The sequence below is a fragment of the Halobacillus sp. GSS1 genome (genome assembly GCF_017307035.1).
Taxonomy (GTDB): Bacteria; Bacillota; Bacilli; order Bacillales; family Halobacillaceae; genus Halobacillus; species Halobacillus litoralis.
The window spans coordinates 1-22,806 of record NZ_JAFLHE010000009.1 but is presented as its reverse complement, the minus strand read 5'-3'; the positions used below and the strand labels follow the sequence as shown (position 1 = coordinate 22,806).

Here is a 22,806-nt window from a genome sequence, read left to right as displayed (position 1 = left end):
ACAACCCCTCCTTTTAAACGTAATATTCTCAAGAATGGGGCGTGGTATTCTCCTCAAAATAACGTTCAGTCATTTTCCGCGTACGTTAGGGCACTTTAAATCCGCGTTCATCACTTTCGAAAAAAGTCAGGACACTTTCACTCACTGTTGAGTCACTTTACCCCCTCCAGCAGGGCATTAGCATTAAACCTCACGCCCGCACCAACATCCGGTCCAATGCTTTTCGTGCGTCAGAAGCAACAGAAGACTCGACTCGTATCAAGTTCTGCGGCTGACCTTCCGCTATCGATTCAAGTGACCAGGCCAAATGTGGAAGGTCGATCCGGTTCATCGTGAGACATGGGCACATCCTCGGGTTCAATGAAATGATGTGCTGCTCCGGATGTTCCTGGATGATGCGATTGACGAGGTTCATTTCGGTTCCGATGGCCCATTCACTTCCAGGTGGAGCATTCTCAATCGCCTGGATGATGGCGTTAGTAGAACCTGAGAGATCAGAAAGCTCTACAACTTCACGGCTGCACTCCGGGTGGACGATGATTTTCATATTAGGGTGATCGGCACGGACCTGTTCAACATTAGAAACTCTAAAATTTTCATGAACAGAGCAGTGTCCTTTCCATAGAATCACTTTGACAGCTTCTAGAGGACCGTCATAGATCAGTTCATCTACAATCGGATCCCAGACAGCCATTTGATCAAGCGGGATCCCGAGGTCGTAAGCTGTATTTCTTCCTAAATGCTGATCGGGAAGGAAAAGAATCCGTTCTTTCTGGGAAAACGCCCACTTCAACATATCCGCCGCATTCGAAGAGGTGACGGTGGCTCCGCCATTTTTTCCTACGAAAGCTTTGATGGCTGCCGTTGAATTCACATAGGTCAGAGGAAGGATGGTATCATCGAAAAGTTCCATGAGACGGTCCCATGACTTTTCCGTCTGTTGGATGTTCGCCATATCTGCCATTGAACATCCTGCGCGCATATCGGGAAGATAGACGTGCTGATCCTCACGCGTTAAAATGTCTGCGGTTTCGGCCATGAAGTGAACGCCGCAAAAAACGATGGCTTCCGCTTTATGTTGGGACGCGGATAACTGAGCAAGCTTTAAAGAATCTCCACGTGCATCAGCAAATTGAATCACTTCATCTTTTTGGTAATGGTGGCCAGGTAAGAAAAGCTTCTCTCCCATTTCTCTCTTGATCTGGAGCACTCTCTCTTCAAGGTCCTTCGTTTCCATTGTCTTATATCGATCAGGCAGCGTATTCTGTTCAATCGTTTCAAAAAGATTCATCGTACTTCCTCCTTTGTTGTGGCTACACGGGCGCTGATATCAAGGGCTTTGACGGAATGGGTCAATAATCCGAGGGAAATATAGTCAATTTCAAGACCACGGTAATCAGGTAAGGTCTCGAGCGTGATTCCTCCCGAGGCCTCCGTCGTAATCGAAGCAGGGACCAGGGTGGAGAGGTGTTGGATTTCTGACGGCGTCCGGTTATCGAACATAATGATATCGGCACCTGCTTCTACAGCCTCTACGACCTGGTTTTCCGTTTCTGTTTCCACTTCAATTTTGACCGTATGACCGACCGCTGCTTTGGCTCGGGCGACCGCTTCTCGAACCGAACCGAAGAATGCAATATGGTTATCCTTCAGCATAACGGCATCATAAAGTCCAAAACGATGGTTGTATCCGCCCCCCGTCCGGACGGCATACTTTTCAAAAGACCGTAATCCTGGGGTGGTTTTACGTGTGTCACAAATTCTGATGTTTTCATCATTCAAAGCTTCGACGGCCTTGTTTGTCAGTGTGGCAATTCCACTCATCCGTTGTATGAGGTTGAGGATGACACGTTCCCCTTTTAAAAGTTCTCCCACAGGACCATCGATGGTGGCAATCGTGTCTCCTGGACGCACCCAATCTCCATCATGAATATAGAGGTCGACCGAAATGGCAGCGTCCAGCAGCTGGTAGCCATCGATAATGATGTCTGCTCCGCAGAATATCCCTTCTGCTTTGGATGTAAAGGTCAGCCTGCCATGGTGACTTTTCGGAAATAAAAAGTCGGTACTGTAATCATGCTCCCCAATATCCTCCGTGAAAAAGGCTTCTAACTGTTGTTTACGTCTCCATGGATTCATGGACTTCCCTCATTTCTAATGTTCTTTGTCTGATGATTTGTTTGTTTTGCCATTCCAACTGCTCTTCAGGAAAGTCGCTGCGATAATGACTGCCCCGGCTTTCCTCACGCTCTAGAGCCGAATAGGTGATCAGCCAGCATGTTTGCAGCATGAACATTCTCGTCATTTGCTCGAATGTGAGCATACTTATGTCATAGGTCCTCCATTTGGAAGGTCGAGCGAACGATTCCAACCACTGCAGATGGTTACTCAACTTTTGTCCATCCCTCATGATGCCGACGTTTTCCATCATCCGCTCCTGGATTTCGGTTTTAGATGGGAGTTTGAAAGGGAGGGGGGGTCTTTTTTTAGTGGTTTCCTTAGCTTGAAAGAAAGGATCCGAGTCATTTTGCAAATGTTTAGCCAGTCTTTTTCCATAGACGAGTCCTTCAAGAAGGGAGTTGCTTGCCAGCCGGTTGGCTCCGTGCACCCCTGTGCAAGCAACTTCTCCAATAGCGTATAAACCTTTGACCGTTGACCTTCCCGCCATATCCGTTTTCACGCCGCCCATAGAAAAATGGCAGCCGGGCGCAACTGGAATCTGTCCTCTATGTAGATCCACACCGTATTGCCGGCATAAATTTGTGATATGGGGAAACCTTTTTTGAAATCCCTCCATGCCGCCTATATCCAAATAGATGTCATCCCCGTTTTTCCTTTTTTGATAAATCGTTTGAGAAACGACATGCCTTGGGGCGAGGTCTTTCAGAGGATGGATGTTTTCCATGATCGGTGTCCCATTTTTATCAACTAGGACCGCTCCCTCTCCGCGCACCGCTTCCGAAATCAAGCCGACTGGTTTTTCCTGGATGTACAAAAGGGTAGGGTGGAACTGGATAAATTCCATGTCGGCAAGTTCCGCGCCTGCCTGATAGGCGAGTGCCATTCCATCCCCGGTGACAGAAGGAGCGTTGGATGTGGAAGCATACAACTGGCCGCAACCTCCTGTCGCAAGGACGGTATGGGGCGCGTGGAATTCATGAATGCCGGAAGCATCTTTGCTTTTTACTCCGAAACAGCATCCTTCCTCACTTGTCATTAACTCAAATACATAATGATTCTCAAAAATTTCTACATGTTGGGGAAGGGATTGGATCAAGTAATCCATAAGGACTTTTCCTGTTTGATCTCCACCCCCGTGGATAATACGGTTCTGGGTGTGGGCGCCTTCTTTTCCAAGGGCCAGGATGCCTTGTTCTTCATAATCAAAGGCACATCCATCCGTTTCCAGTTCTCTGATGATTTGCGGAGCTTCTTCCGTCATCATGAGGGTCGCTTGATGATTATTCATCGATTGTCCAGCAATGACTGAATCTATGAAGTGGTAAAAGGGATGATCACTGTCACCGATAGCTGCAGCAATTCCACCTTGCGCTAAACGAGAATTTCCATGACCGAGCGAGGACTTTGTGATAATAATCACATTTTTGTCCGCGGGAAGTTGTCGGGCGAGTTGTAAGGCCGCTACGCCACTACCGATGATGATGATATCTGCGGTCCGAATCATGAGTTTAACCTCCGTAAGTATACATGTGTATTTACACTTATATTTACACACTGTTAAACTATTGACAAGAGATTTGGATCAAAAAGGAGAGAGAAATGTGGAGGGATACTTTGATTATGCTGCGACATGCCCTATGGATGAGGATGCGATAGAGGCATACGTGCATGCCACTCGTCATTACTTTGCCAACACGAAAAGTTTACATGATTCCGGTACAAAAGCTCATGCATTATTGGATCAATGCCGGAATACAATAGCGGATCTGCTGGGGATTGAACGGGAAGGGGTTTATTTTACAAGCGGTGGGACGGAAAGCAATGAACTTGCGTTGGATGCTCTTTTGAAAGCGGGAAAAGGGAGGCATATCATTACCACCGAGGCGGAGCATTCTTCTGTACGAAATCTTATTCAAAGATACGAGGGAGAGGGTTATAAGGTAACGAGGGTGCAATTGAATGAAGCGGGCATTGTTCATGTGGAAGATGTAGCAAGGGCTATCCAGGAGGATACGGTCCTCATGGCGATCCAGCATGTGAATTCCGATATTGGAACGGTGCAGCCGATTCGGGAGCTTTCTGATCTTTGTCGACCGCACGGCATTCTTTTCCATAGTGATTGTGTCCAGTCCTTTGGGAAAATGGCGTTAGAGGAAGTGGCTCCTTATGTCGATAGTCTCTCAGTCAGTTCACATAAATTATACGGGCCGAAGGGGGTAGGAGCGGTTTATATTCGTCCGTCCCTTTCTTCCCACCCGAAAACTCCAGGTGGTACCCATGAAGGGGGCGTCAGAGCGGGTACTGTTAACACACCAGGCATTGCTGGATTTACGGTCGCCGCTGAAAAAATGGTGAAAGAAAGATCTAGGATCGAGTCGAAAATTCTGCAATTGAAAAAAACATTTCTGGAAGCAGGAGAGTGGAGGGTGGTCGGAGACACGGCGGAAAGCTCCGTGCCCATTATTGGTCTGCTCCTGCCTGAAGTAGAAGGACAATGGGCCATGCTTGAAGGGAATCGGCGTGATTTTCATTTTTCAACAGGCAGTGCTTGCCATACGGGCAGCCAAGGGCCTCCAGGTACATTACTGGCGATGGGCTGTGAGGCTGAAGAGGCCAAGTCTTTCATTCGTCTCTCTTTCAGCCATGAACAGACAAATGAACAGGTAGAGAAACTTGCCCTCTTTTTGAATGAGCTACACAAACCAACCGTGGCTAAGTAACTGGATTTCAGGACCTGCATCTGTTCTTTGCCCCATGGACGAAGGACTTCCTTCTGAATCATAGTTTGTCCTTATCACTCATAGGATGATGGGTGAGGGGAGGAGCCTGAATTGGGGTTGTTTCATGAGTTCAAACAGTTCACCGTCCGTGGAAGTGCCGTTGATATGGGTGTCGGGATGGTTTTAGGTGCCGCTTTCAGTGGATTTATTGATTCACTAGTGACTGATATTTTACTTCCGCCTGTTGGTGTTTTGTATACAAAAATGAATTTTGAAAATATGTTTCTAAGCCTCGATGGATCGGTTTATCCTTCGCTTACGGCTGCTAAAGAAGCGGGAGCTGCTACCATCAATTATGGTCTGTTTGTTACGGCTTCCGTTCGTTTTATCATCATCCTGTTTGCGGTTTTTCTTGTCGTACGCCAAATCAATCGTTGGAAAAAACCTCATCAGCACCCTTTGCATGGGATGACAAAAAAAGAGTGCCCCTATTGCTGTATGCCAATTCCTACTCAGGCAGTCATCTGCCCGAATTGCTCATCTTCACTTGAAGCCCATCCTTCTCCGCGTCAGCAAGTGAAGACGAAATGGCGAATCAAATGAAAAAGGCGAATCCTGAAGAGGATCCGCCTTTTATTTTTCATGTATTATTCTGAACTGTCTTCGCTCTCTGTGTCACTTTGTTCCTGCTCTTCCATTTGTTCATCTTCCATTTCGCCGTCTTCTTCTCCACCACAAGCAGCAAGGGTCAAAACAGATACTAAACCTAACGCCAACATCCATTTCTTCAACATGTAAAAAATCCCCTTTCCAAAGTGAGTTACGTATAAAAGATACCCGTCCTTTGTTAAGGGAAAGTGAATCCAGTGTTATTTTATGGTAATGAAATCAATGGTCATTGTTCTCATTGATGGCATGATTGCCTTGATTATTGTCATCTACTTATTGTTTTAAAAAGAAGGTTGAAACTTGAGGAGTTCGTTTTCGTATAAAAGGTAGAGGTGATTCTGTGAAGAAAGTTATCGTCTTCATTTTTACGTTGGTTTTAAGCTATGGGCTTGTTTCCTGGGGGGCTGGTTTAGTTTTGACTGTGCTTCATGATACAGATCCATGGATGGTAAATACCGTAGAGGAACCATCAATTTTTGTAAGGATTCTGCCTGCGGTTACTTTAATTCTGCCTTTGCTTATAGCTGTTTTCATAACAAATAAGTTTAGTGAAGCGAGAGGGGTAAAGGAATGAAAATCAGTTCATTGCAAGAGAGAAAGGACTTGGTCGGCCTTGCGACTAACTTTTTTTGGGAGCAGTGGGGAAGTGAAAATAACTTCAAGCTGTATGAAGACTGCATCCGTCAATCATTGAAAGATGAGGATGAACTGCCTTTGTTTTATATTCTATTGGATGAAGAAGAAATCATTGGCACATATGCTCTGCTCAGAAATGATATGAACAGTCGCCAGGATCTTTGCCCATGGTTTGCCTGTCTTTATGTTGAGCCGGATCATCGAGGACAAAGGATCGGAGAACAGCTTCTCCGTCATGCGAGTGGAGAAGCCGGGAGGTTAGGTTACGATACTCTGCATTTAGCCACAGACCTCGAGGGGTATTATGAAAAATATGGATGGGGACAAGAAGGGTTAGCTTATGACATAGCTGGAGAATCCATTAAAGTTTATACAAAAGCGACATAAGTATATCCAAATTTTTCTCCTCGTGAATCTATAGGAATCGGGCATCCTACGTTTATGAATACGTAGGAGGAATTGCATTGGAAAACAAAGTAAGCCGTTGGTGTCTAGTCAGTATGGCTTCCATTCCCCTTGTGATGACGCTCGGAAATTCAATGCTGATTCCAGTATTGCCGATTTTCGAGAAAAAGGTTGGCATCACATCTTTTCAATCAAGCACAATCATCACCAGCTATTCTGTAGCGGCAATCATTCTTATACCTGTCGCCGGGTACTTATCCGATCGTTTCGGCAGAAAATTAATTATTTTGCCGAGTCTGGTCCTGGCTTTTATTGGTGGGCTTATCTCCGGTTTTTCTTCATGGAAGTTAGAAGATCCGTTTCTCTGGATTACGATTGGACGTATCCTGCAGGGGATTGGCGCAGCCGGAGCGACTCCGATTATTCTGCCGCTCGTCGGAGATTTATATAAAGACGATGATGAAAAAGCGAGCTCTTGCCTTGGCATCATTGAAACATCGAATACGTTCGGAAAAGTACTCAGTCCGATCCTGGGTTCTATTTTTGCTGTGTTTTTATGGTTTTTGCCGTTCTTTTCGATTTCCTTTTTCAGTTTGATTTCCATTGTTCTCGTTTTCTTTTTTATTAAAGTTCCTAAAGGGAAAAAGGAAAAACCACAGCCGTTCAAGCAATTTCTGAAAAAAACGAAAGAGATCTTCAAACAGGAAGGAAAATGGCTGTATCCGGTTTTTCTATTGGGGGCATACGCCATGCTCATCTTGTTTGCGGTTCTGTTCTTCATGTCCGATATCTTAGAGAAGACTCATAACATCGAAGGGGTGAAAAAAGGATTCGTACTCGCGATTCCGCTTTTCACGTTATGTGTATCCGCCTTTGTGACCGGAAAGAAAATCAAAGGAGATACCACCGTCATGAAATGGGTGCTCGTCATTGCATTGATTATGGTATCGGCAAGTGTGATTTTTGTGGGGTATGTGAATGAGAAGTTGTTTCTGCTTTTAGTCGTGACCAGCATATTAGGTACGGCGATTGGCGGGATGCTCCCGACTCTCGATGCGCTCATTACAGAAGGGATTGAAAAAGAAGAGCGTGGAACGATTACGTCTTTTTACAGTTCCTCAAGATTCATAGGGGTAGCAGCAGGTCCGCCGTTAATGTCGCTGCTTATGAAAGAATATTTGAATATTAGTTATATCGCCAGTGGGGTCTTAGGTGGTCTTCTTTTATTGATTGTTGTCGTATTGATCAAGCCGGAAAAAAGCGGGGATCAAACCAAGACTGCATGAAAAAGTGCCTTTCCAATGAGAAAGGCACTTTTTGTTAACAGTATTGGTTATAGGCATTCGTGAGATTTTCTACAATTTCTTCTACTTCATAATCCTCAATCTCTTCGCGAGGGATGAAGTGGAGCACCTGTCCATCTTTCAAAAGAGCCATGGAAGGGGAGGACGGCTCGTAGCCTTCCAAATAGTCACGCATACGTGAGGTTGCTTCGCGGTCCTGACCGGCGAAGACTGTGACAATGTTATCCGGGCGTTTTTCATTTTTGAGCGATTCGCGTGCGGAAGGACGTGCCAATCCAGCAGCACATCCACAGACAGAGTTAATGACTACAAGGGACGTTCCTTTTGTTTCGCTGATGAACGTGTCCACTTCCTCCGGGGTCGTCAATTCTGTGAAGCCGGCGTTCGTCAATTCATCACGCATCGGCTGGGAGATTTCTTTCATATATGCTTCATATGGGTTCATAATTGTAGCCTCCTATTGTTGTTTTTTCTTAGTCGCTTGAGTCATTTGATGCCACACGGATCCTTTAGCTTCTTCGCCGCCTTCAATTCTTTCGATGGCCATATTGATCTGCAGACGAACTTCGAATTCCGGATCATCAGCGGCTTCCTTCAAGGCGGGAAGGGCTGATTCATCGCCAAGCTCATACAAGTACATCGCTGCTCGCCAGCGAACGAGTTTGTTGGAATCGGAAAGGGACTCCATCATTTTCGGCATCGCTTCTTTGAAGCCGAGATCCGAAATGCAATCCCCGGCTGTGCGACGTACGGTGACCGTTTTGTCATTGAGCGCCTTATAGAGATAGGGAAGTGTTTCGAGTTCTTCAATCATTCCAAGATACGCCGTTGCCAGACGTCGGATCGAAGCCTTCTCATCATCCAGAGCTTTATCAAGCAGGCGGTAATCCTCTGCGGTCGGATCCATTCGGTCTAAAGCCGCATAGCGAACTTTCCAATCCTCATGATCCAGTGTTTCCAAGCTGATTTTCGCCTTTTCTTCCTTCGGTTCGACATCAACCGATTCTTGGTCAAACGCTTGTTTAACAAGAGATTCCAGTCGTTCGTCGTCATAACTTGCCGAAAGTTCTTCTTTTACCTGTTCCCCAATTTCAGCCACGTCACCATAGCGCGGGTTCTGTTCCACCCATTTACGCTCCATGATCATGTTCGGAGAAGCGGGAGCTGCTTTCATAGCTGCCTCCATGAAACGTTCAGGAAGCCCTACACGTGTTTCTTCTTCGCCTTCCTCAAGCTTCACTTGCATCGGCAGGCCGCGGAACATTTGAACGAATACACGGACTTCCCCGAAATGTTCATCTGGTTCTTCCTGCTTTTGTGAAGGTGCTTCTTCCGTTGACTCTGATCCGAAAACCTTCCTTACTTCAGGAAGAATCGCTTCCCAGGAGACGCGTGCATTCCTTTCTAAAGCGATGAAATCTGTCACGTGGTAAAGGCCTTTGACACCTTCAATCTCAAAAAGGTGCTGGACAAAATCAGGTGCCTTATTTAGTTCATCATCTTTTTTATAATTGTGAGTTTCGCCGTCCGGCAAAGTCTCGTTCAAGTTGATTTTCATTGAATTTGGACTAGGTGTCGGTTCAATGGATACGATTTTCACTGAGTATAACCCCCTAACGGTCTGATCATTTTTTCATCCGGTTCAGAGGGATCCCCCTCATTCCATGCTTTCATTTTATCAAAGATTCCCAAGCTCATCCACGCATCCGCCCCCTTCTTCCACTAAAGCTCCCTTTTCTTTGAAGACTTGGTTTCGAGGCGTTTGTGTGATTCTAGGGGCTCCGGGAAAAGGTTCGTCTAGCTCCATCGTCCAGACACTCGCGTCATAAGCAGAACAGCAACGGAATAAAAAACACGTTCCGTTGCTGTTCTGCTTATGCCAGTCGTTTCTACCAGGACGATTCCGCATTTGAACACTTTCCATGGGGCGGGCGGTGAGCCTCCTCAGGCTACGCCTTCCGGGGTCTCACCTGTCCCACACGTCCCATAGGAGTCTCGCCGCGCTCCCGCGGAAAGTGAGTTATTCCCCGCAGCCCCACCCACTCAACAAAAGCCTCGAAACTGAGTCTTCCACAATCCTGCCATATACTTGAACATTGTAAAATTTTTCATGAATTGTGAAACCAGATTGATTCTGTGACGTACATTAGATGTGTTGAATAAAAGGAGGGGGAAAAATGTCGGAGCCTGTCATGCAGTTGAAGAATGTCAAAAAGACAATTGGCAATAAATCAATTATCAAAGGCTTGGATTTTGATATTTACGGCGGCGAAGTGTTTGGTTTTCTGGGACCTAACGGAGCCGGTAAAACAACCACTATCCGGATGATGGTCGGGTTGATGACGATGACGGATGGGGATGTGATCATCCAGGGGGAAAGTGTGCAGAACAACTTCAAAGGAGCGATCCGTCACGTCGGTGGAATCGTAGAGAATCCGGAAATGTACCCGTTCATGAGTGGATGGAAGAATCTCGTTCACTATGCCCGTATGATGCCTGGTGTTACAGAGGAGCGGATCAAGGAAGTTGTAAAACTTGTTGGATTGGAAAAGAGGATGAAGGAAAAAGTGGGGAAATATTCACTTGGGATGCGTCAGCGTCTTGGAATTGCTCAGGCCCTTTTACATAAACCGTCCGTACTCATCCTTGACGAACCTACAAATGGATTGGATCCTTCGGGCATTAGGGAAATCCGTGCGTATATCCGAAGACTGGCAGAAGAAGAAGGGGTTGCAGTCATTGTATCGAGTCATATTCTTTCTGAAATGGAGATGATGTGTGATCGGATCGGCATCATCAAAAATGGAGAGCTGATTTCCATTCAAACCGTTCAGGATGCTCTCCAGCAAACAGATGAAAAAGAAGTATCCATTGAAGCAACACCTGTAGATCAAACGATGATCGCTCTTCAAGAGATGACAGGTAAGGAAGTGAGCCGAAAGGAAGAACTTCTGACCTTCACCGTAAAAAAAGAAAAAATACCTACCGTTGTTGCAAATCTCGTGCAAAAAGGAATCCAGATTTACAGTGTGAACGTCACCCGCTCTACGCTTGAGGATAAATTCTTGGATTTGATTGGAGAGGGATCCATTGAGTAACTTTTTTCAACTCATTAAAAATGAACAGATGAAGCTCTATCATCAAAAAGCGACGTGGATCATGGCTATTCTTTTGGTGGTTTTAATTGTGGGGATAGGGACTCTTCTCAAAATCGATGATGCGATTACGGGTGGAGAAGGACCGACCGGAGACAATTGGAAACAGGAACTGGAGCAGCAGAATGAGCAATTGATGTCTGCAGGGGAACAACCACCGGAAATTCAGTACCCGGCTTATACGAATGTAGAGATGAACCAATACCGGATAGAAAATGACTTGAAACCGACACCCTATAATGCGTGGGATTTCGTTCGCGATAACCGGGATCTTGTTGCATTGGTTAGTCTATTCACAATTATTGTAGCTGCAGGAATTACAGCCAATGAGTTTCGCTGGGGGACAATTAAACTTTTATTGATCCGCCCGATTTCAAGAGCGAAGATTCTGTTAGCAAAATATGTGTCCGTAGTCATCTATGCTTTGGGTATGCTTTTTATCTTATATCTGTTGTCCTTTTTAGTAGGATCTTTATTGTTTGGAATGGGCAGCATTTCTCAGACGTATGTATATACTCAAGCGGGTGAGATTAAAGATGCCGGCATCTTTTCATTTACTGTTTCACAATACTTATTTAGTTTTGTAGAATTAATTATGATGGCTACGTTCGCGTTTATGATCGCTTCTGTTTTCAGGAATACATCCCTTGCGATCGGCTTGGCGATTTTCCTCATGATGGCTGGGAGTTCCATTGTGCTTTTCTTCATGGACAAAGAGTGGGCGAAATATATCCTGTTTGCCAATACGGATTTGAGTCAATATATGGCCGGGACACCATTCGTATCCGGGACTTCCCTTGGGTTTTCCATCGCCGTTTTAGCGGTATATTATGTAGTATTCATGGTTTTATCATGGGGGTTCTTTACGAAACGTGACGTAGCTGGATCATAAAAAAGGAGGAGAAGGAATTGAAACGTACGGTAGAAATCGTTCTTACTATCATAGGAATTGTTCTTTTTGGACTTCCCGTTCTGTTGAGTGGGATATTGTTAAACTCTGCGGATAATCCGCAAATACAACAAGAAATTGAAAACTTCATGAATTCCCCGGAAGTCCAGATGGAAGGGGAAATGAGTTCCACAGATATGACGCAGATGTTTGAAATGATGGGGTCATTCGCGATGTTTGTGTTGATCGCTTCTTTGATTGCGATTGGGTTAGGGATTCTCGCCGCCGTATTCCTTAAAGGGAATAAGAAGCCGAAAGCAGCAGGAATCATTTTGATCATTTCCGCAATTATCTTTACGTTTGCTACGGTCTTTATGGGATTGTTCGGAGGTGTAGCTTATTTGATCGCTGGAATTGTTGCGCTTGTCCGGAAACCGAAAAAGACAGCAACAGACGAAGCAATCAGTTATTAGATAGGAAAAAGCGTGGCTCTATAGCCGCGCTTTTTGTTTGTCATCCATTAAAAATGTAGACCCGTCATATAGGAGGAGAGAAAAACCGTTGTAACGAAAAGTTCATAAAATAGAGAGCTTGAAAATGTAGGAATTCGTCGATTTTTGTTGAATGAATAAGGAGAGAAGAAACGAATGTATTGAAGGAGCTTAATGAATGGAACCATTCCACTTTTTCCAAAGACGTATGTTGGTGAATTATATATGGGGATCGGCGGTAGCTGTTTGCGGTGTTGGAAGCTTGTTTATTTTCTACACGCTTCAGCTTGAAATGAAAGAAATGATGTATTTAATCCTTGTCATGCTGGTGTCTGTCGGGGTCATGTTAACGGCCGAGATTATGATGTACAAGCGCCATGTCCGCCCTATTCAGCAACTGTTCGCAAAAGGTTCACCTGCTCCCGAGCAGGTGAAGAGTGCGTTGCTTAGGGCGCATCAATTTCCTCAGTTGACGGTGAAACGGATTCTAGGCCCACACTTACTAGGGCTTTCGATTCCTGCTTCCCTTTTAGCCTGGGGGGCAATCGAACGTGGACTTGTAGACCTTCCGCTTTATTACATAGGTTACGCATGGATGGGGGCAGTCTTAATTGCTGTCATGCATGCTTTGATAGAATTCTTTATGACAGACCGGGCAGTACAATTATTGCTGCCTTCGATTTATGAAAGAGGCGCCCTTATGGATTATAAAAGGGAAACATCCATCAGTATTAAGACCAAGTTGTTTTTGAGTTCCATGTTTACTGCAGTTTTCCCTGTCGTTCTTTTCTTACTGGCATCTCAAGTCCGCCTGTCTGAAGGGGACGGGGTGAATGGGTATTGGAACTGGGCTTCTATCATCGCTCTTGTGGTTATGGGGATCGGGGCGCTCGCTGCCCTCTTGCTCTATCGAAGTATCCAGGAGCCGATGGAGCATTTGAGCGAACGCTTTCTAGATGTGCGGCGAGGTGAGATGAATTCGATGGATAACTTGTATATCGATGAATTTGCCGAGTTGGTCTCAGGATTCAATCACATGGTTACCGGTATAAAAGAAAGAGACGAAGAAAACGAACGCCTGCTCGAGAGCTTTTTCACCGTATTTGCTGCAACGCTCGACGCACGTGATCCTTATACTGCCGGTCATTCGAAGCGGGTAGCTGAATACTCGGACTTGATCGCGCGGAGGGCTGGTTTTGATGAGAGACAATTGGACTTGTTGAAAAAGTCAGCGCTGCTTCATGATATCGGGAAAATCGGGATTCGTGATGATGTGTTGCTGAAGGAAGGTCGTTTGAGCGAGGGGGAATTCGCGAAAATTAAGGAGCACCCGGTAATCGGCGCTCAAATTCTTTTGCAAGTTCAGCTTCCGGAATCTCTTACTCCTGTTTTGGCAGGAGTGCGTCATCACCATGAGCGGTATGATGGGAATGGATATCCCGATGGACTTGCAGGGGATAAGATTCCCTTATTTGGCCGTCTGATGGCCGTAGCGGATGCGTTTGACGCCATGACATCTGACAGGCCATATCGTCAGGGAATGCCGGTCTCACAAGCGTTAGCAATCATAGAAGAAGGAAAAGGGACACAGTGGGATCCGTATTTTGCTGAATTGCTTTTAGTTGAAATGAGACAGGACTCACGTAAAAAAGCGCTCGGCTGAGAATGAGCGCTTTTTTTATCTTATTATCCAAGGATATTATGGAGTTAGTCCAGGTAGCGATTCATTGCATCGACATCCGCACTCTGGCGATCATAGACGCTTCCTTCCTGGGGGCGCAGACCGCTGCCACCGCAAACTTTACAAGTATAGCGCCACTCTTCATCATCCATCAGCAGACCTTCTCCATCGCAAGCGAGGCAGAATTCATCTCTAGCCATCTTCATTCCTCTTTTCCTTGTTTTTCTTACCATTTCTCAAACGCTTCAGGTTATACAGACAGGGGAGATTATTTTTTAAGGGAATCGGGAATGTGAGAATCATTGGAGGGATGACTGTGGCAAACGGGGAAAAACAACAGAAAGCAGATGTAAAGGAAAACAATGATTCAAATCAGCAAATAGATCGACCGAGTCGACAATTTTATATTCCGTCCCAAATCGTAGATGAATTTGGTGAAAAGGGAAGGGATCACTTAAACAAGCCTTTCCCTGCTCAGTTTTTACTCGCGCTGACGGCAGGGTCTTTTATGACCTTCGGAGCCGTTTTTTCCATACTTCTTGCCGTCGGGGTTGAAACGAAAGGAATCTATCACCTTTTATCCGGTCTGGGATTCGCGGCAGGATATTCGATGGTCTTCATGTCAGGGGCTGTCCTTTTTACGGAAATCAATGTTCTTTTACCCTCCTACTTGTTTAACAAAGCAGGTTTGATGAAAACGAATATTTATAAATTCTGGATGTCCACTTATATCGGGAACATCATTGGAGCCTTTCTTGTGGCTGTACTGATCCAATCGTCCGGCTCATTCGCCAGTACCTTCTATCCTGAACTGGAAATGTATTTGGATCATAAAATGAAGTTTATGGACCATGGAGTCAAAGGATGGTTTCAAGTTCTGATTTCCGGTGTACTTGCCAATTGGCTTATCGGAATGGCGGCCTTCCTGACGACCTCTGCCCGGGATTTAACAGGTAAAATCCTTGGAACAACGTTACCTGTCGTTCTTTTTGTAGCGGGTAATTTCCAGCACAGTGCTGCGAATATGGGGTATTTCAGTATGGGAATCTTGGCTTCTGATAAATACACATGGTATGAATATATCTTCTTCAACCTTGTACCTGCCAGTATCGGAAATCTGATTGGAGGAGCCATATTGGTCTCTCTCTTGTTCTCTTATGCTTACAAAGAGGACATTCAAACATCCCTGGGAAGAAATAAGAATAAGAAGGGGGCTAAACCATGAAACAAATCATAGCTATGGGTGGAGGTGGCTTCTCAATGGAGCCAGAAAACCCGCTGTTGGATGATTATGTGTTGAATCAAGTGGAAAAAGAAAGACCGAAAATCTGTTTTGTCCCTACGGCAAGCGGGGATGCGGATAGTTACATCGAACGTTTCTATGAAGCGTTCAAAGAGAAGGCTGAAGCCACTCATTTGTCCTTGTTCAAGCCACCCACGAGAGATTTACGAAAATTCGTACTCGACCAGGACATCATTTACGTTGGTGGAGGATCGACGAAGAACTTACTCGTCCTTTGGCGTGAATGGGGTTTGGATGAAATCATGAAAGAAGCGTGGGAACAGGGAGTCGTCCTTGCGGGTATCAGTGCAGGGGCCATTTGCTGGTTTGATGAAGGAGTGACAGATTCCTACGGTGACCAGCTGGAACCACTAGAATGCCTTGGATTTCTCCCGGGAAGCTGCTGCCCTCATTATGATGGGGAGGGCGAGCGGAAACCGGCATACACATCTTTTATTAAAGATGGATCGATTCGTCCAGGCTATGCACTGGATGATGGAGCGGCCGTACATTTCGTGAACACAGAACCTGTGCAAAACGTGAGCTCACGCATAGGGGCAAAAGGTTATTATGTAAGAGTGGAAGGTCAGGAAGTGGAAGAGAATGAACTGGAAATGAAATACTTAGGCTGACGAAACACCCCCATGCTGAATGATCAGCATGGGGGTGTTTTTTGTCAGCGGATAAAATGGAAGAAATAGGTGTACCAGGTCATCCATATTATGGATGACCTGGTACAGTTACTTTAGCTGCTACTCAAACAATAGGATTTCTGGATCTTTTTTATAGGTATGGACTAACATGGCATGCAATTGACCGCGGTGGTGGTACATATGGGCGACTGTTTGGATCAGCCATTCAAAACGTGTATTCGTCACACCCCACCAGGACGTGGTTTCAGTGTGAAGATGCTCTTCGGTGTAGTTTTCGAATTGTGTTTTAAGTTGAGCGAAGTTTTCAAATAGACGTTCTAAGATGTCATCTTTTGTTTTCATTGATACCGTTTCATAGAAGTGCTCCATCTCTGCTTTTGAAGCCCCTTCTGCGATGTGCCCATCAGCCGCAGGGATTACTGCAATGTGTTCGAGCAATTCCCCAATGGAGTACTTTCCCTCTGTGGGTCTTAGGGTCAAATCTTTTTCGGATAACTGACCGACCATTTCGGAAATGGATGCTATAACGATTTCTAATTGATGAAAAGCGCTCTGGCAGTACATATTCATAGGAACACAACCTTATTAAAATTGTTATTCCTCCTCTTATTCTCCGAGCTTCGACTAAATCCCTTTTCGAAACGGAAAACTACATGAAACGACGAAAATCGCCCTAAGTGTTTTTTGCTTTCTGCATAGAAAGACCTACATATGATTTTTTTAAAAAAGAAGTTGACTCTGACGTTACGTCATAGCTTATCGTTAAATGTGAGGTGATCACCGGATGTTTAAAGTGAAAGAAATGGCGGAGATGACAGGGGTCAGTGTGCGCACACTGCACCATTATGATTACATCGATTTGTTATCACCGAGCCACGTAAGTGAAAAAGGCTACCGTTTATATAGTGAAAAAGAGTTGGCGCGTCTTCAGCAGATCCTTTTCTTTAAAGAAATGGATTTCTCTTTGAAAAAAATCAAGGAGATTTTGGATGACCCTGAGTTTGATGAAGCTGTAGCGTTGCAGCACCACCGTGAGATTTTAAAAGAAAAGAAAAAACGGTTGGAGCGGTTAATCCGGTCGGTGGATCAGACGCTCCAATCGTTGGAAGGAGAAGATCATATGGGAAATGAAGACCGTTTCCGTCCGTTTGATAAGAGTGAGATTGAAGCCCATCAGAAAAATTATCAGAAAGAAGTGGAGGAGCGTTGGGGGGACACGGACGCATACAAGCAATCCAAACAGAAAGCTTCTCAATATACAAAGGAAGATTGGGAGAAGATTCAGCAAGAAGGAGATGAAATTGACCGCGAGCTTGTAAAGTTAATGGATCGTGACCCTTCTGACCCTGATGTTCAGCAGTTGATTGATAGAAAACGTCAGCACATCACTAATTACTTTTACGAGTGCAGTCTGGATATTTTCAGAGGGTTGGGTGATATGTACGTCAACGATCCTCGCTTTACTAAAAACATCGACAAATGGAAAGAAGGTTATGCCGAATTCCTAAGTAAAGCCATGCACGCTTACTGCGACCAGAAGAAAGAGAAATAACTGTTAAAGGGGAGGGAATGATTGCAGGACCAGGTCTTACAATTATTCCCACCAAATCAAGAACCGATAGACGCAGCCAAAATGATTGCGCCTATCGGTTTTATTTCTGAGTTTTTCTTCAATCGATCTGTTCCTTTTTCTTCCGTACCAGGTCATACATATTTTTACATATTAACGGGGTTGGCAAATGAGTCCGTTGTGTACTTTGATGTAACCGTGTCTGAGGATATCAAATCCTGCTTCATACATATAGAGTCCCATTTGTTCGACAGTCATGAGTTCCCGGTAGGTATGGTTCATCACGTCGGCCATGACATGATAGTAAAGACGGGAGCGAAACTGGTTGCGGGGAGTGGTCATAATCGCATAGCCGCCTTCTTTTAGAAAGCGTCGGTGCCAGTCAGCGACTTCCGGCTTGTATTCATCAGGAAAGTGTTCCAACAGACCCACGGAGAGGACGATATCGAATTCTTTACCGAAATCAAGGTTACGTATATCGTCAACGACATATTCGATGTTCAGGTCATCTTTATATATGACTTTCCACTGTCCTGTTTTAGGATTTTCCCCTAAGAAAGGATAATGCTCAGGGAATTCGCCAAACCGTGTGGTCTTGCAAAACTCATCATAATCGACCATGACTATTTCTGCTCCTGGATACATGGCCCCAAGCTGCATGGCTTCGTAACCTTCCGCCGCTCCTAGAAAGAGAATACGGGGGCGGTCGACATGCAATCCTTCAAAAAGAGCCCTTTTGCCACGAGGGTCCCAAATTCCATCCTGTATTCTATGGACATAATTCCATAACTGCAGTTGAACAAGATCACCAATCGCTTGTTTTACTTGTACAGGCTTAAATGAAGTGAGGCTTCGCAAGAAATGTTTTTTGCTCTGGTTCTTTTCCTGAGGTACATCTTTGATGAACCACTCATGAAAAGATTTGTTGAAATAGGTCCATGAAGTGTGCGGATCCATCACTTGGTCATTCTTTTTCTCCCATTCCGTCCGTTCTTTGGAGTAATTCGTGACTTCAAAAGGTTTACCTACATCCTTCCATGACAATAGGGACCAATCTGATACCGTGTTTAGGCGTACAAACTTATTGTACTCTTTCTCTGAATAACGTCTAAGATCAACACGATATTGCGGGTGAGAAAACGTTTCGTCCATATGCTTTTCACTATAAGGTTTAGTTACCCTTGGATGTTTGACCGCAGCTTCTCCTAACATGGACCGATCACCTCTCCATAATATTTAGTACAACTATAACCGCTAATGTAAACGTTTACAATATCAACCATTCTGCAATAGCCCAATAATTGTATGCCCGGGTCTTACAGTATCTGGTGTACCAGGTCATACAATTATTCCCAAATATAGAATGTGAGTTTAGGTTTGGGTTGTACATATAGACTCAACGAAGCGCTTTGTGCATTAGTTTAGGTACATTTATCCATTACAACCGCATTATTACACTGAAGTAAAGATGATGTAATGTTTGAAAAGTTATTGTTGTGTTCCTGTTATTGGCATATGAGCTGTGCGTGTTACAGTAGGAATTGTGATTTTGAGACAGCGCTTAGCCGAGGGCTGAGCGAGAGCTGTTTACCAAGGAGGAAATTTAACATGATGAAAAAAACAATTGTTTCTTTGGCGGCGGTCGCATCGGTTTCGGCAGTAACAGCAACAGCAGTAAGTGCAGATGAAATTAAAGTAGAAAAAGGAGATACTCTTTGGGGCATTGCTCAAAACAATGGAGTATCTGTGAATGATATAAAAGAAGAGAACGGTTTGAACTCTAATCTGATTTTCCCTAATCAAGTACTTTCTATTAACGAAGGGCAGAACGGAGAAGCTCAATCACAAACATCCAACAGTGTTCACACGATTCAATCTGGTGACACTCTTTACAGCATTGGACAAGCAAATGGCGTAAGCGTGCAGGAGCTGAAAGCTTGGAACAACCTGAACTCCAATCTGATTTATCCAGGAGAGAGACTAACTCTAAATGGAGCAGCAGTTGCAGAGCAGTCCACATCTGAACAGAGCTCAAGCAATGAAACAGCAGGAGCAGAACAGACATCCAGCCAACCAGCAGACGATGGCGTGGTTAAAACGTTGAACATGGAAGCTACCGCTTATACTGCATTCTGTGAAGGTTGCTCCGGAACAACTTCAACTGGAATCGACTTGAGAGCAAATCCAGATCAAAAAGTTATTGCCGTAGATCCGAACGTGATTCCACTAGGTTCTGAAGTTTATGTAGAAGGCTATGGTAAAGCAATTGCCGGCGATATCGGCGGTGCAATCCAAGGCAACCGTATCGATGTATTCATGGCAGATCGTTCTGATGCCCTTGACTTTGGACGTAAAAGTGTAGAAGTAAAAGTATATGAATAATATAGATGGAGACGATCCTTTTAAGGGTCGTCTCTTTTTGTTTTTCCGCTGGTATGCGTTTTAAAACGCCCTCTTTAAAAATGAACATTTATGTAAAAAATTTTCTCTTTCATATGGGCTACCCAACGTTGTAAAATATAAAAAATGACATTTTTCCACATAAATACGTTTGAAAATCAACCCTCGCGGATATTGTTCAGCAATGATGATTCCTTAAATAAGCGATCCAGTTAGAAAAAAACGTATAAAACATAAATTTTTCTTGCGTTTACGAAGTTTTACTAATAATATCAAGGGGAATCGTATTATATACTAAGAAAAGAAGGGAGGACACCACGATGACTCTGCTATACTCAAAAGCTCGTGAGCTGTTCGATCAGGATTATAAAAACAGCCCGGAAGCACAAGTTCAATCAAAGGGTAAAGGCGTGAAGCGTACACGGAGTGGAAAGGTTCTATTCTCTTTCCGTAAGCAGACCAACAAGCGGAAATAGCATTAGAAGTCGTGGAGGTAGCTATGAGAAGTAACAAAAAAAGAATCAACATGGTCGACTATTTTAAACGAGTTGTCCCGTGGATCAGCGTTTCAATGACAAGATCAGTCATGAAACGCTGATTTTTTATGTTCGGGAAGGTTTACATACATGAAGGTTGGGTTATCGTATTCGCTAAGGAGGCGAAAGTATGAACATTTTTTCAAGTGAAGCATTAAAAGGGGAACACATTCTCGTTACTGGTGCGACAGGCGGAATTGGGTATGAAACGGCTAAGGAAATTGTCCGTTCCGGAGGTCATGTGACCATCACTGGCAGGAACGAGGAGAAGCTTGCCTCGTTAAAAAAAGAATGTGCTACGATAAATGATGAAATGAAAGTTTATATAAGTACCGCTGATTTGAACAATGAAGCAGGTCGAATAAAAGTAGTACGGGAAGCGAGAGAGGCGATCGGTCCGGTAACAGGGCTTGTTAATTCAGCTGGCGTCATTGGTGGAGGATCGCTCGAAGATTTAAAAGAGGAAGACTTACGTAAGGTGATGGAGCTTAACTATTTCTCTACCGTCCTTTTTACACAGGAAATCTATAAAGATATGAAAGTAAACGGACGTGGAAGTATTGTCAATTTATCTTCCCTTTCTGGTTTGCGAGGTACGCATTCCGGCACCGCTTACAGTGCTTCAAAATTCGCCATTACAGGGTTCACACAGTCCTTCGCTCATGAAGCTATTGAACATGGAGTTCGCGTAAACGCCGTATGTCCCGGCTATGTAGACACAGCGATGGGGCAGGAAGCCATCCGTTCAAAAGGGGAACGGGAAGGAAGAAGTTATGAAGAACAAAGGAAAGCGGCTGAACAAGGGATTCCTTCAGGAAAGTTGAGTGAACCAGATGAAGTGGCCCGGTCCATTGTCTACCTGTTATCGGAGGCATCGACAAATATTGTTGGCGAATCTTTGAAAATATCCGGAGGAAGCGTTATGCGATAAGAAAATAAGGAGGTGGGCCCTTTGCCAGGAGAACGATACTCAAGACAACAGCTCTTCCAACCAATAGGAGAAAAAGGGCAGCGCCGTCTGAAAGAATCGCACGTGCTCATGATCGGGGCTGGTGCGCTGGGGACAAGCAGTTCAGAGCAGCTTGTAAGAGCAGGTATAGGAGAATTAACCGTTATTGACCGGGATTATGTGGAATTCAGTAACCTGCAGAGACAGCAGTTATTCACAGAAAAAGATGCAGAAAACCGTATGCCTAAAGCAGTGGCTGCAAAAGCACGCCTGGAAAAAGTGAATAGTGAGGTCCGTATTCATGCGGTAGTAGGTGATGTTCAAGCAGAAGAACTTGAGAGCTATTCACAAGGCATCGATTTGATTATCGACGGAACGGATAATTTTGAAACACGTATGCTTATCAACGATTTCACACAAAAACGCCAAATTCCCTGGATTTATGGGGGGTGCGTAGGAAGTCACGGAATGACCTATACCATCATACCGGGTATGAACCCTTGTCTGTCATGTTTGATGAGAAGCATCCCGCTCGGTGCGGCTACATGTGATACGGTTGGAGTGATTAGCCCGGCGGTTCAAATGGTCGCTGCCCATCAGGTGGTAGAAGCATTGAAAGTTCTGGTAGGGGATTTTCGTTCCGTACGTCAAGATCTTGTTACCTTCGATCTTTGGAATAACGACTATACTTCAATTAAAACCGCCCGTGTCAGAAAGGAAGGCTGCCCCTCTTGTGGTGAAGAACCGACCTATCCTTATCTATTAGGAAACAACACGACGAAGGTTGCTGTTCTTTGCGGGAGAGACACCGTGCAGATACGCCCAGGTAACAAGGGGCAAAGAGATCTGGAAGAGTTGAAAAAGCGACTGCCGGATGGAGAGACTCATGAGAATCCTTTTTTGCTATCCTATAAAAATTCACAGCACCGCATGGTTTTCTTCCGGGATGGCCGTGTATTGATCCACGGTACAAAAGATATCAAGGAAGCGAAAACGTTGTATCATAAAATCGTTGGTGGTTGATATGGTTTGTTCAGGAAAAGAAAAGGGAATATATAGACCAACAACTAATAAGGAGAGTGCAACATGGGACGACTACTAAAACGGGTGTTCAAATATGGACCTGTGGTATATCCGATCATTAAAAAATTCATGAGGAAACGAAGAGGACGTTATTAAAAGTGAGCAGGGACCTGCTCGCTTTTATTTTTTCTTCTATATAATAAGGAAGAAAAAGATGCAGTGTACTCTCTTGATCTAGAAAACTAAAAAAACATTGTAAAAC

At 44.6% G+C, this 22,806-nt stretch carries 25 protein-coding genes; 16 read left to right on the top strand and 9 right to left on the bottom strand.

Going from position 1 to position 22,806, the window contains the following annotated elements; genetic code table 11:
* Nucleotides 1-190 precede the first annotated feature (190 nt).
* Genes nadA through nadB form a run of 3 tightly spaced genes read right to left on the bottom strand, consistent with a single transcriptional unit; the run spans nt 191 to nt 3,685 of the window.
* Nucleotides 191-1,291: a quinolinate synthase NadA gene (nadA, locus tag J0K78_RS14905; protein WP_206947755.1), complete on the bottom strand. Its 1,101-nt coding sequence runs from the start codon at nt 1,289-1,291 to the stop codon at nt 191-193.
* A complete protein-coding gene (gene nadC, locus J0K78_RS14900; protein WP_206947754.1) occupies nt 1,288-2,139 on the bottom strand; it encodes a carboxylating nicotinate-nucleotide diphosphorylase in 852 nt (283 codons plus the stop codon). Before nadC ends, nadA begins: the two co-directional genes overlap by 4 nt.
* Nucleotides 2,120-3,685: an L-aspartate oxidase gene (nadB, locus tag J0K78_RS14895; protein WP_206947753.1), complete on the bottom strand. Its 1,566-nt coding sequence runs from the start codon at nt 3,683-3,685 to the stop codon at nt 2,120-2,122. The genes nadC and nadB overlap by 20 nt, the downstream gene beginning before the upstream one ends.
* Before the next feature lie 97 nt (nt 3,686-3,782).
* Between nadB and J0K78_RS14890 the strand changes: the two genes are divergently transcribed.
* Together J0K78_RS14890 and mscL are read left to right on the top strand one after the other, a co-directional pair.
* On the top strand, nt 3,783-4,901 hold the full coding sequence (locus J0K78_RS14890) for an IscS subfamily cysteine desulfurase (protein WP_370551143.1): 1,119 nt from the start codon (nt 3,783-3,785) through the stop codon (nt 4,899-4,901).
* A 111-nt stretch (nt 4,902-5,012) separates the two neighbouring features.
* Nucleotides 5,013-5,504, top strand: coding sequence for a large conductance mechanosensitive channel protein MscL (gene mscL / locus J0K78_RS14885; RefSeq protein WP_160916186.1), 492 nt, complete (start codon nt 5,013-5,015; stop codon nt 5,502-5,504).
* A 44-nt stretch (nt 5,505-5,548) separates the two neighbouring features.
* Here the strand turns inward: mscL and J0K78_RS14880 are convergent, their stop codons facing one another.
* Nucleotides 5,549-5,695 (bottom strand): hypothetical protein, encoded by a 147-nt coding sequence (locus tag J0K78_RS14880; protein WP_202412554.1) that lies wholly within the window; start codon nt 5,693-5,695, stop codon nt 5,549-5,551.
* 215 nt (nt 5,696-5,910) lie between these two features.
* On the opposite strand from J0K78_RS14880, the gene J0K78_RS14875 reads away from it, so the two are divergent.
* The 3 genes from J0K78_RS14875 to J0K78_RS14865 all read left to right on the top strand — a co-directional run bounded on the left by J0K78_RS14875 (nt 5,911) and on the right by J0K78_RS14865 (nt 7,897).
* A complete protein-coding gene (locus tag J0K78_RS14875) occupies nt 5,911-6,144 on the top strand; it encodes a hypothetical protein (protein WP_206947751.1) in 234 nt (77 codons plus the stop codon).
* Entirely contained in the window at nt 6,141-6,593 is a 453-nt protein-coding gene (locus tag J0K78_RS14870) for a GNAT family N-acetyltransferase (RefSeq protein WP_206947750.1), read from the top strand. Before J0K78_RS14875 ends, J0K78_RS14870 begins: the two co-directional genes overlap by 4 nt.
* Nucleotides 6,594-6,706: 113 nt before the next feature.
* Entirely contained in the window at nt 6,707-7,897 is a 1,191-nt protein-coding gene (locus tag J0K78_RS14865) for an MFS transporter (protein WP_206947828.1), read from the top strand.
* Nucleotides 7,898-7,931: 34 nt separating this feature from the next.
* Here J0K78_RS14865 and J0K78_RS14860 read toward each other — a convergent pair whose 3' ends face one another.
* A complete protein-coding gene (locus J0K78_RS14860) occupies nt 7,932-8,360 on the bottom strand; it encodes a BrxA/BrxB family bacilliredoxin (RefSeq protein ID WP_160916192.1) in 429 nt (142 codons plus the stop codon).
* A 12-nt stretch (nt 8,361-8,372) separates the two neighbouring features.
* Nucleotides 8,373-9,515 (bottom strand): conserved virulence factor C family protein, encoded by a 1,143-nt coding sequence (locus J0K78_RS14855; RefSeq protein WP_206947749.1) that lies wholly within the window; start codon nt 9,513-9,515, stop codon nt 8,373-8,375.
* A 577-nt stretch (nt 9,516-10,092) separates the two neighbouring features.
* Between J0K78_RS14855 and J0K78_RS14850 the strand changes: the two genes are divergently transcribed.
* From J0K78_RS14850 to J0K78_RS14835, 4 genes are all read left to right on the top strand, one after another.
* On the top strand, nt 10,093-11,013 hold the full coding sequence (locus tag J0K78_RS14850; protein ID WP_206947748.1) for an ABC transporter ATP-binding protein: 921 nt from the start codon (nt 10,093-10,095) through the stop codon (nt 11,011-11,013).
* Entirely contained in the window at nt 11,006-11,962 is a 957-nt protein-coding gene (locus tag J0K78_RS14845; RefSeq protein WP_206947747.1) for an ABC transporter permease, read from the top strand. The genes J0K78_RS14850 and J0K78_RS14845 overlap by 8 nt, the downstream gene beginning before the upstream one ends.
* A gap of 17 nt (nt 11,963-11,979) precedes the next feature.
* The gene (locus J0K78_RS14840; protein WP_160917045.1) at nt 11,980-12,432 is read left to right on the top strand and encodes a DUF4064 domain-containing protein; all 453 of its coding nucleotides are present in this window, start codon (nt 11,980-11,982) and stop codon (nt 12,430-12,432) included.
* A 196-nt stretch (nt 12,433-12,628) separates the two neighbouring features.
* Entirely contained in the window at nt 12,629-14,113 is a 1,485-nt protein-coding gene (locus J0K78_RS14835; protein WP_206947746.1) for an HD domain-containing phosphohydrolase, read from the top strand.
* A gap of 44 nt (nt 14,114-14,157) precedes the next feature.
* On the opposite strand, the gene J0K78_RS14830 is transcribed toward J0K78_RS14835, so the two are convergent.
* The gene (locus tag J0K78_RS14830; protein WP_206947834.1) at nt 14,158-14,364 is read right to left on the bottom strand and encodes a hypothetical protein; all 207 of its coding nucleotides are present in this window, start codon (nt 14,362-14,364) and stop codon (nt 14,158-14,160) included.
* A gap of 83 nt (nt 14,365-14,447) precedes the next feature.
* Between J0K78_RS14830 and J0K78_RS14825 the strand changes: the two genes are divergently transcribed.
* The gene (locus tag J0K78_RS14825) at nt 14,448-15,356 is read left to right on the top strand and encodes a formate/nitrite transporter family protein (RefSeq protein WP_370551142.1); all 909 of its coding nucleotides are present in this window, start codon (nt 14,448-14,450) and stop codon (nt 15,354-15,356) included.
* Nucleotides 15,353-16,045: a Type 1 glutamine amidotransferase-like domain-containing protein gene (locus J0K78_RS14820; protein WP_206947745.1), complete on the top strand. Its 693-nt coding sequence runs from the start codon at nt 15,353-15,355 to the stop codon at nt 16,043-16,045. Before J0K78_RS14825 ends, J0K78_RS14820 begins: the two co-directional genes overlap by 4 nt.
* A gap of 120 nt (nt 16,046-16,165) precedes the next feature.
* On the opposite strand, the gene J0K78_RS14815 is transcribed toward J0K78_RS14820, so the two are convergent.
* Nucleotides 16,166-16,636: a DinB family protein gene (locus J0K78_RS14815; protein WP_206947744.1), complete on the bottom strand. Its 471-nt coding sequence runs from the start codon at nt 16,634-16,636 to the stop codon at nt 16,166-16,168.
* A 214-nt stretch (nt 16,637-16,850) separates the two neighbouring features.
* On the opposite strand from J0K78_RS14815, the gene J0K78_RS14810 reads away from it, so the two are divergent.
* A complete protein-coding gene (locus tag J0K78_RS14810; RefSeq protein WP_206947743.1) occupies nt 16,851-17,618 on the top strand; it encodes a MerR family transcriptional regulator in 768 nt (255 codons plus the stop codon).
* A 171-nt stretch (nt 17,619-17,789) separates the two neighbouring features.
* On the opposite strand, the gene J0K78_RS14805 is transcribed toward J0K78_RS14810, so the two are convergent.
* Entirely contained in the window at nt 17,790-18,848 is a 1,059-nt protein-coding gene (locus J0K78_RS14805; RefSeq protein WP_206947742.1) for a class I SAM-dependent methyltransferase, read from the bottom strand.
* Nucleotides 18,849-19,247: 399 nt separating this feature from the next.
* On the opposite strand from J0K78_RS14805, the gene J0K78_RS14800 reads away from it, so the two are divergent.
* The 4 genes from J0K78_RS14800 to J0K78_RS14785 all read left to right on the top strand — a co-directional run bounded on the left by J0K78_RS14800 (nt 19,248) and on the right by J0K78_RS14785 (nt 22,544).
* Nucleotides 19,248-20,018 carry a LysM peptidoglycan-binding and 3D domain-containing protein gene (locus J0K78_RS14800; RefSeq protein WP_206947826.1) on the top strand — a complete coding sequence of 257 codons (771 nt, stop codon included), beginning with the start codon at nt 19,248-19,250 and terminating at the stop codon, nt 20,016-20,018.
* Nucleotides 20,019-20,356: 338 nt separating this feature from the next.
* Nucleotides 20,357-20,512, top strand: coding sequence for a hypothetical protein (locus J0K78_RS14795; RefSeq protein WP_167356080.1), 156 nt, complete (start codon nt 20,357-20,359; stop codon nt 20,510-20,512).
* Nucleotides 20,513-20,702: 190 nt separating this feature from the next.
* Complete coding sequence (locus J0K78_RS14790) at nt 20,703-21,503, top strand: SDR family NAD(P)-dependent oxidoreductase (protein ID WP_206947741.1); 801 nt, start codon at nt 20,703-20,705, stop codon at nt 21,501-21,503.
* 21 nt (nt 21,504-21,524) lie between these two features.
* On the top strand, nt 21,525-22,544 hold the full coding sequence (locus tag J0K78_RS14785; protein ID WP_206947740.1) for a thiazole biosynthesis adenylyltransferase ThiF: 1,020 nt from the start codon (nt 21,525-21,527) through the stop codon (nt 22,542-22,544).
* The last annotated feature ends 262 nt before the right edge of the window (nt 22,545-22,806 follow it).

What these genes read in the sequence shown, in the direction of transcription:
- J0K78_RS14810 (WP_206947743.1), top strand. Translation starts at nt 16,851, where the DNA reads ATGTTTAAAGTGAAAGAAATGGCGGAGATGACAGGGGTCAGTGTGCGC.
- J0K78_RS14790 (WP_206947741.1), top strand. Translation starts at nt 20,703, where the DNA reads ATGAACATTTTTTCAAGTGAAGCATTAAAAGGGGAACACATTCTCGTT.
- J0K78_RS14795 (WP_167356080.1), top strand. Translation starts at nt 20,357, where the DNA reads ATGACTCTGCTATACTCAAAAGCTCGTGAGCTGTTCGATCAGGATTAT.
- J0K78_RS14880 (WP_202412554.1), bottom strand. Translation starts at nt 5,695, where the DNA reads ATGTTGAAGAAATGGATGTTGGCGTTAGGTTTAGTATCTGTTTTGACC.
- nadA (WP_206947755.1), bottom strand. Translation starts at nt 1,291, where the DNA reads ATGAATCTTTTTGAAACGATTGAACAGAATACGCTGCCTGATCGATAT.
- J0K78_RS14820 (WP_206947745.1), top strand. Translation starts at nt 15,353, where the DNA reads ATGAAACAAATCATAGCTATGGGTGGAGGTGGCTTCTCAATGGAGCCA.
- nadB (WP_206947753.1), bottom strand. Translation starts at nt 3,685, where the DNA reads ATGATTCGGACCGCAGATATCATCATCATCGGTAGTGGCGTAGCGGCC.
- J0K78_RS14815 (WP_206947744.1), bottom strand. Translation starts at nt 16,636, where the DNA reads ATGAATATGTACTGCCAGAGCGCTTTTCATCAATTAGAAATCGTTATA.
- J0K78_RS14850 (WP_206947748.1), top strand. Translation starts at nt 10,093, where the DNA reads ATGTCGGAGCCTGTCATGCAGTTGAAGAATGTCAAAAAGACAATTGGC.
- nadC (WP_206947754.1), bottom strand. Translation starts at nt 2,139, where the DNA reads ATGAATCCATGGAGACGTAAACAACAGTTAGAAGCCTTTTTCACGGAG.
- J0K78_RS14870 (WP_206947750.1), top strand. Translation starts at nt 6,141, where the DNA reads ATGAAAATCAGTTCATTGCAAGAGAGAAAGGACTTGGTCGGCCTTGCG.
- J0K78_RS14805 (WP_206947742.1), bottom strand. Translation starts at nt 18,848, where the DNA reads ATGTTAGGAGAAGCTGCGGTCAAACATCCAAGGGTAACTAAACCTTAT.
- J0K78_RS14835 (WP_206947746.1), top strand. Translation starts at nt 12,629, where the DNA reads ATGGAACCATTCCACTTTTTCCAAAGACGTATGTTGGTGAATTATATA.
- J0K78_RS14860 (WP_160916192.1), bottom strand. Translation starts at nt 8,360, where the DNA reads ATGAACCCATATGAAGCATATATGAAAGAAATCTCCCAGCCGATGCGT.
- J0K78_RS14830 (WP_206947834.1), bottom strand. Translation starts at nt 14,364, where the DNA reads ATGGTAAGAAAAACAAGGAAAAGAGGAATGAAGATGGCTAGAGATGAA.
- J0K78_RS14865 (WP_206947828.1), top strand. Translation starts at nt 6,707, where the DNA reads ATGGCTTCCATTCCCCTTGTGATGACGCTCGGAAATTCAATGCTGATT.
- J0K78_RS14800 (WP_206947826.1), top strand. Translation starts at nt 19,248, where the DNA reads ATGAAAAAAACAATTGTTTCTTTGGCGGCGGTCGCATCGGTTTCGGCA.